The 7,497-nt window shown below is 51.1% G+C and carries 7 protein-coding genes; 5 read left to right on the forward strand and 2 right to left on the reverse strand.

Translation table 11 applies throughout. The annotated features are described in order from the left end of the window. Positions 1-237: 237 nt before the first annotated feature. Both BLT02_RS13670 and BLT02_RS13675 read left to right on the forward strand, forming a co-directional pair. Entirely contained in the window at positions 238-783 is a 546-nt protein-coding gene (locus tag BLT02_RS13670; RefSeq protein WP_092996642.1) for a DUF3990 domain-containing protein, read from the forward strand. Then, a complete protein-coding gene (locus BLT02_RS13675; protein WP_092996645.1) occupies positions 773-1,216 on the forward strand; it encodes a hypothetical protein in 444 nt (147 codons plus the stop codon). Before BLT02_RS13670 ends, BLT02_RS13675 begins: the two co-directional genes overlap by 11 nt. A 223-nt stretch (positions 1,217-1,439) precedes the next feature. Here BLT02_RS13675 and BLT02_RS13680 read toward each other — a convergent pair whose 3' ends face one another. Next, positions 1,440-2,339: a thymidylate synthase gene (locus BLT02_RS13680; protein ID WP_207649415.1), complete on the reverse strand. Its 900-nt coding sequence runs from the start codon at positions 2,337-2,339 to the stop codon at positions 1,440-1,442. Positions 2,340-2,514: 175 nt separating this feature from the next. Then, positions 2,515-3,945 carry an MATE family efflux transporter gene (locus BLT02_RS13685; RefSeq protein ID WP_092996651.1) on the reverse strand — a complete coding sequence of 477 codons (1,431 nt, stop codon included), beginning with the start codon at positions 3,943-3,945 and terminating at the stop codon, positions 2,515-2,517. Between the two features lie 365 nt (positions 3,946-4,310). Here BLT02_RS13685 and BLT02_RS13695 point away from each other — a divergent pair, with 365 nt between their 5' ends. From BLT02_RS13695 to BLT02_RS17285, 3 genes are all read left to right on the forward strand, one after another. Continuing rightward, positions 4,311-4,772, forward strand: coding sequence for a YbaK/EbsC family protein (locus tag BLT02_RS13695; RefSeq protein ID WP_092996657.1), 462 nt, complete (start codon positions 4,311-4,313; stop codon positions 4,770-4,772). A gap of 69 nt (positions 4,773-4,841) precedes the next feature. Next, positions 4,842-6,206 (forward strand): MATE family efflux transporter, encoded by a 1,365-nt coding sequence (locus BLT02_RS13700; protein WP_092996660.1) that lies wholly within the window; start codon positions 4,842-4,844, stop codon positions 6,204-6,206. 317 nt (positions 6,207-6,523) lie between these two features. Then, a partial coding sequence (locus tag BLT02_RS17285) for an ICP22 family protein (RefSeq protein WP_092996663.1) occupies positions 6,524-7,497 on the forward strand: 974 nt, incomplete at its 3' end.

Below are 7,497 nucleotides of genomic sequence, written 5' to 3' on the forward strand. Positions count from 1 at the left end.
CCTGAGGAAGGCGGTCCCGGGCGCATGGGAGGGGACGGAGGACTTCCGTTTCCTTGCTCATCCGGAGACCATGGGCTTTAAAGCCCTGCAGCGCGCGCGGACCGCGTAAAGATCCGCAGAAAGTATTCCGGAGGGAGAGCTGTGGAAGATCCCGACGGATAAGGGGCTCATGGACAGTCCCGTACTCGTACGGCCGGCCGGGAACGGTCCGGAAGGGGAAACCGGCACGACGGTCAGATATCAGAAAACCGGAGGGTTTCTAAAGCCCGAAGGGGCTTTGATACCACCTCCAAAGGATGCGGTTCAGCACCGCATGGGGGTGGAGGTTCATATCATGCGAGTAAACAGGTTGTGGAATTCCCGGAGGTCAGAAAGACGAAATTCACAAAGGATTTTTCCTGGGGGTTTTACTGTACCAAGAATCTGCAGCAAGCTGTCCGGTGGGCAAATCGAGGATTTGGAGAACCGGTTGTCAACAGATATGCATATCGGCCTGCTCCTGATTTGAGAATCCTTAAATTCGAAACAATGACAGATGAATGGCTGGATTTTATTGCAAAGTGCCGGGCAGGCGGAACACATGGATATGATGTTGTGGAAGGTCCCATGGCGAATGATACTGTCTGGAATTATGTAAATGATTTTATAAGGGGAAATATCAGCAGGAAACAATTCTGGGTGCTGGCGGAATTCAGATATCCTACACATCAGATTAGCTTTCACACACTGTCTGCACTCAATTGCCTTACATATGAGGGGAGCGATGTGATTTATGACAAATAAGGATAAAAATGATTTGTTTTATGTTTGTTCTCTAATTGAATTCATTTCCCGCCTGACAAAGAACCGCAGAGGAGATGTCGTCAGAAGAATTGGACTTAAAGGGATTGTCAAGCTCCTTCATGATGCTGAAATCAATCACTGCCTCTCATTTGAAGAAGTATCAGATGAAGTAATTACTTATTATCAGATTCCAAAAGGAGATTTTGAACCTGAAAAAGACAGTCCATACAGCATTCCCGGCGTCCAGGATATCGGAAAACTGTATGCAATCATGATTGAGGATCTTTCTGAGCCCGGAAAAGCAGCAGAGGGATTGATGGATGTGTTCTCATCCTTTATCAGTGACGAGATCTCCAATTTCCGCACGGATCTCTATTATCAAAACCCGGATTACCTGGAATGCTGCTATAAAGAAGGATATCTGCTGGAGTAAAGAGAGCGCCTTTGCCAAAACGCTTCAGGTGACGCTCTGGCGAGTGGCATATGCAATTGTTCCCACCGCAGAGGTGGGAATTTGTAAGGAAGGGGAGATTCAGAAGGATACCCGGCCGGCATCAGGAGGCCAGGTATCTGCAGTAGAAGCCTGCTGCCGGGAGAAGGAGGCAGCTTTGCGCAGGGAAACACGGGGACAGACACAAAAGGACCGTCCCCGTATTTCAGATTCCCAGTTCAAAGGTGAGCTGCGGTTTGACCGGCGAGTAGTCTTTCATTTCAAAATCCGCAATGGTGATGTCCTCAAAAGAGCAGCCCTTTTCTCTGTTCAGGATCAGGACAGGGTGCTGGCTTTGTCCGGCTTCTGACAGCGGAGCTTTTCCCCTGTTTGCAGCGGTATCCTCCTCGGATTTAGAGAGTGTCTTTGCCCGGCGCAGCAGCTCCTGGGCATTGTCCATGTGGCGGTCATAGATCTGCTCATTTGCAACGAAATGGGTAAAGACGCCGGGGTCTTTGCCAGTTGCGCAGGCGACCATCATCAGCAGGGCGGCATACTGGATCTCATTGATCCCGCCGGCGCCTGATGCGGTAAGCATGTCGCCGCTTCTCTGGATCATGCTCATGTCGAGATATTCACCGCGCACGTTCCACATGGTCAGGAAGGCACAGGGAGCAAGGCCCGGGGTCTCCCGCAGATCGGTCTCCTGCCAGAGGGAGACGACCTTGCGGCGGCCGTAAGGGTCTTTTTTGATATCATCAATGAGATTGTGGATGAGGTCATAGCGCCGGACGGTGGCGCCGTAGCGCTGGCCGATCGTGCCGTCCCCGATATCCCAGGGATCCCACCAGGTGACGCCCTGCGCCCGCATCTCGGACAGCACATTGGTCGGATGCTGATAGATCGTAAAGATCTCACGGATCCCGGTCTTCCAGGCCTGGGGCCGCAGAGTACAGACAGGGAACTCTCCCTTTGACAGGTCATATTTGCGCATAACGTGGTTGACACTGATGGTATGCGCGGGAGTCCCGTCCTCATATTTCGGGCGGGGATTCTCATCCATATATCCGTTTTCCAGGATATTCTGAATATCATTAACAAGATAGCGGTCTGCTTTTGTCATCATTTTCTGCACGCTTTCTCAAAGATTGTTCGATTGTTCATACGGTGATCATGTCCTGCTTTTCAGGCGGACCGGTTATGTTTTCCGGAAGTATTTCTATTGTACATCATGTGGACAGGAATGTCATAAATCCGCGCAAAAACATCGTTCAACTCATCTTTTTTAAACTTAACTCTTGTTAACTCTTGTCCGGTTTGTTCCTCTGCACATACCAGTAAAAATAGACGGCAAAGGCCAGGTCGCTGACGATCCAGGTGACCGGAAAGCCCAGGAGGACCATATTGACGGTGTGGTGCAGAGGTACGATAAAGATTCCCCAGGCAGAACGCAGGACACAGACACCGAAAAAAGTGATGAGTGTCGGAAGCAGGGAATCCCCCATCCCGCGCAGGGCACCGAAGAGGATCTCAATGGGGATATATAGAAAATAAAAGGGCATCAGGAAGTGCATCATGCGCACGCCGATCAGGATGACGTCAGGATCAGTTATGAAGAGGCTCTGCATGAATTCCGCTCCTGTATAGAGCAGGGCAATAACGATCCCCAGTGTCAGGAACATCATCAGGGCACAGTCCCGGATGCTCTGCATGACGCGGTCCCATCTGCCTGCCCCGATATTCTGCCCGACAAAGGTCGTGATGGCTACTCCAAAGGAACCCACGATCATCCAGAAGATCGCATCGATCTTGCCGTAAGCGGCGTAGGCGGCGACTGTGTCGGTACCGAAACCGTTGACCACAGACATCAGGACAACATTCGCAAAAGTATACATGACTTCCGAAAAACCCAGGGGGAGGCCCATCTGGAGGATGCGGCCTGTGAGATTTTCCGGACTGCGGCTGTGCCGGTGATGGATCTCTTCCATTGGTTTCCCGGTTTTTGAGATCACCTTTGTGAACAGAATGCGCCGTCCGCCGGCCAGGAAAGGGCGCAGAAACCAGAGCACCAGACAGGCGCTCAGAAACTGGCAGAGAACGGTCGCGAGTGCTGCTCCGGAAGCGCCCATGCCGAGCGAAGCGACAAAGAGCAGGTCGAGTCCGATATTGGAGAGACAGGTGAAAATCAGAATAAAAAGCGGGCGGCGCACATCGCCCACAGCCCGGAGGATAGAAGCTCCCATGTTATAGAGTGAATTGGGCAGCATCCCGAATGCCGCGATCTTCAGATACCACAGAGACGGTGCCATGATGTCAGCGGGCGTGTTCATCACGGTCAGGATAGAAGAAGCGAAGAAAAAACAGACCAGGGTCCCGGCAAGTCCCATCAGAAAAGAGAGCGACAGGGACTTGCGGATGGAGGACTGCAGAGCGGTACTGTTTTCGGCACCAAAAAACTGAGCCGCCAGAACTGCCGCCCCTCCTGAAAAGCCTATATAAAACATGATAAAAATACCCACCACTGAGCCTGCGGATCCTCCCACGGCAGAGAGGGCCTGCTTTCCCGCAGCCTGTCCCACGATCATCGCGTCGGCAGTATTGTAGAGCTGCTGAAAAAAAGAACTTAAAAGAAGCGGGAAAAAATAGAGCAGGATCTGTCTCCAGATCACACCTTCCGTGATGGGGTTGCCGGACAGTGTTTTATTGGTCCGGGTCTGATCAGTTTTGTCCATTTTAACGGGTAATTCTATGGAAAATCATGTGCTTTATGTGTTTAATGATTCAATTAACTATGCAGTCAATTTTGCAGTCAAAAATGCAGCCGGCTATGCAATCAATTATACAGGCAGCTGCACAATTAATTATGCATTTAACTACACAATCCGCCCCTTTCGCAGATGTCTGGATGAAGTGAACTTTTACATTTTGACTTGCGGAAGATACTAATATATACTTTTTTGAGGTTATCTGCAAGAGCCTGCGGGATGCCCGTGGTATACGCGTGGTATACGGGCGGCAGAAGCTTAAAGCCTTCGGCTAAAAAGCCGACAGCCCTCCGCGGCAATAGCAGTAGTAAAAGTAATAAAAGGAGAAAACCATGTCTTTTGAAAAAGCAGCTGCATATCTGAAAAAACTCGGTCTGGAGGACAGGATCATTGTGCCCGAAACCTCATCCGCGACGGTAGAACTGGCAGCAGCAGCCATCGGGGTGACGCCCGGAGAAATCGCCAAGACCCTCTCTTTTCTGACCAAAGAAGGACCTGTCCTGGTCATCGCGGAAGGGACAGCCCGTGTCGATAACAGGAAGTTTAAGGATACATTTCACATAAAGGCGAAAATGATTCCGGGTGATCAGGTGGAAGATCTGGTCGGACATGCCCCCGGTGGTGTCTGTCCCTTTGGAATCAAAGAGAATGTACCGGTTTTCATGGATGAAAGCCTCCGCAAATATGAGATCGTCTATCCGGCAGCGGGAGATGACCACAGTGCAGTGAAACTTACGGTGGAGGAACTGGAGAAAGTGTCCGGCGCGTCCGGCTGGGTGGATGTATGTAAATAAGGCAGCTCTTTCACACTTGCAGGACAGGACGGGTTGCTGGTAATAAGGAAGACAGGGGAAGTGATAAAAATGACAGGAGGAAAACAGGCAGGGCGGATGGATCTGCTCACCGGTTCTCTGGGAGACAAAATTTTACGGTTTGCAGTTCCGCTGGCCGCGACGGGCATCCTGCAGCAGCTCTTTAACGCAGCGGATATCGCTGTCATCGGCCGTTTTGTGGGCAAGCACGCAATGGCGGCGGTGGGCAGCAACGCCCCGCTCATAGGTCTTTTAGTCAACCTCTTCCTCGGAATCTCCATGGGGACAAATGTCGTCGTGGCCAGGTACATAGGCGAAGGAAATGAGGCAAATATCCGGAAAGCCGTGCACACCGCGATCGTCCTGGCTCTGGGCGGAGGGATCGTGCTTACAGTGATCGGCGAGATCGTCACATCTCCGATCCTGCACCTCATGGGCGTCCCGCCTGAAATCTATGATCTTTCGGTCCTGTACATGAGGGTGTACCTGACCGGTATGCCGGTGATCCTGCTCTACAACTTCGAATCCGCCATTTTCCGCAGCAGGGGAGATACGAAGACACCTCTGTTCTGCCTGACGATCTCGGGTCTGATCAATGTTGCGCTCAATGTATTTTTTGTGGTTGTTATCGGGATGACGGTCAACGGGGTCGCACTTGCCACAGTGATCTCCAACCTGATCAGCTCCGCGCTTTTATTCCGTTTTTTGCTGAAAGAGGAAGGCCCTGTCCGGGTGGAGCCGGGAAGACTGCGGATCCATACGGATGTTCTCCGCCTCATGCTGCAGATCGGGATTCCTGCCGGGATCCAGAGCACTGTCTTTTCCCTGGCTAATATCTGCGTACAATCCGCGGTCAACTCTCTGGGAGCTGACGTCATGGCCGGATCATCGGCGGCTTTTAATATCGAAATTTTTTCCTACTATATCCTGGTATCCTTTGGTCAGGCCTGTACGACTTTTGTCGGACAGAATTACGGCGCAGGCAAAATGGACAGGTGCAAAAGGACACTGCGCCTTGCCCTGCTCCAGGACCTGGCCGCCATCGCGATCGTTGCCCTTCTCGTCAATTTCTTTGGGGTGCAGATGCTGCGTATTTTCAATACCGATCCGGCTGTGGCAAAGTTTGGAATGATCCGTCTGCGCTACATAGTCACGGCCCATCTTTTCTCTGTCTTTGTGGAGACGATCTCCGGAGCTATGCGCGGCTACGGCTTTTCAGCTTACCCTGCGTTCATGTCGCTGTTTGGGATCTGTGGGATCCGGATTTTCTGGGTCTACACGGTTTTCAGCAGAAATCCTGTCTTTGATGTGCTCATGATGGTTTATCCCGTCAGTATCGGTGTGACGGCTGCCGCCATCGCAGCAGTTTATTTCAGGGTGACCAGAACGAAGTTAAAAGAAGTGAGATCTGCCTGAACCAGGTGACGAAGAAGATAAGATAGAATTTGGATTCAGGGAAGGAATATCTGTTTTAACCGGCTTTTCCGGCCGGCTGCTTTAGAGAAAATACTGTAAACCCGAGAGGAGCCGTCAAAATACGGCTCTTTTTTCGTTCAGCGGAAATGACTCTGCTTTTTTTATAAGCGGGGGCAAGCCTCGAGAGAGAGTATTGAAGAGAAGTTAAATCTGTTACAAATACATGACAAATAGTTAAATAAATGTTAAGATAAATTTATAACAAGTTTTTCCTGGTAAGCAGGAGCGGCGCGCAAACAATATAGGAGGGCGAAACTTTGACGAAAAAATGCAGCAAATCAAAGTTCTTTACACCCGGACGGAAGTTAACGCTGCTTTTAATTGTTCTACTTATCACTGGAGTTTTTGCAGAACATGTTTATGCTTTACAACCGGAAGGGAACCCGGAGAGAGGAGTATATGAAGGACGGCTGACTGACCTTAGGACAGGCACGGCGGAGGCAGAGCTTCTGACGGGAGCTGAAGCATCCGATTCCTGGATAATGCCGGAAGAAAATACGGAGGAGGACAGTGAGTGCCTGATCACGCTGGATGCGGGAGAAGGGGGTTATTTTACCGATGAGGAAGGTGCCCGGAGCAGAACGGTCATTGTCACAGGAATAAAAGGCCAGTATTTTTCCCGGATCCTTTCGGAACTCCCCGTCCCGGAAGCTGCGGATAATAATCATTTTGCAGGCTGGCGTTTATCAGAAGAGGAAATGTCTTCCGGGGATCTGTCCGGAGAGATATCCGATATCGGAGAGGCTGTTCTTGAACAGGACTGCACTTTGTGCGCTGTCTGGGAAAAAACTTCTGAAAAAATTTCTGAAAAAACTTCTGCCGGGAACGGAGAACAGGACGAAACAGCGGAAGAACCCGGAGACGTATCCGGAGAGGAATTCGATACAGACGACGGCAGTGCGGAAGAAGGACAGATACAGTTCGATGACGGCGCGGAAAGTGAACAGTCAGGTGAACAGTTAAGTGAACAGTTCAGGCCTGATGAGGACCAGCCCGTGACAGAGGGAAACCCGGGTGAAGGGCAGCCGGAGGCAGAGAGTAACCCGGGCGATCCGGATGACGACCAGTTACAGGTAGAACAGGGCGCAGGTGAAGAAGGTCCGGAACTACAGGAAACAGGAATAGCCGGCATAGAGCAGGATCCTGAACTGCAGGAGACGGAGGCAGATGTCACAGAGCAGGATCCGGAGCCGCAGGAGACAGAGGGAGCCGGCACAGAGCAGGATCCGGA

The sequence above is a fragment of the Sarcina sp. DSM 11001 genome (assembly GCF_900101015.1).
Taxonomy (GTDB): Bacteria; Bacillota; Clostridia; order Lachnospirales; family Lachnospiraceae; genus CAG-791.

Excerpts from the sequence above, each read along its gene's own strand:
- BLT02_RS13675 (WP_092996645.1), top strand. The coding sequence starts at position 773 with ATGACAAATAAGGATAAAAATGATTTGTTTTATGTTTGTTCTCTAATT.
- BLT02_RS13680 (WP_207649415.1), bottom strand. The coding sequence starts at position 2,339 with ATGATGACAAAAGCAGACCGCTATCTTGTTAATGATATTCAGAATATC.
- BLT02_RS13700 (WP_092996660.1), top strand. The coding sequence starts at position 4,842 with ATGACAGGAGGAAAACAGGCAGGGCGGATGGATCTGCTCACCGGTTCT.
- BLT02_RS13695 (WP_092996657.1), top strand. The coding sequence starts at position 4,311 with ATGTCTTTTGAAAAAGCAGCTGCATATCTGAAAAAACTCGGTCTGGAG.
- BLT02_RS13685 (WP_092996651.1), bottom strand. The coding sequence starts at position 3,945 with ATGGACAAAACTGATCAGACCCGGACCAATAAAACACTGTCCGGCAAC.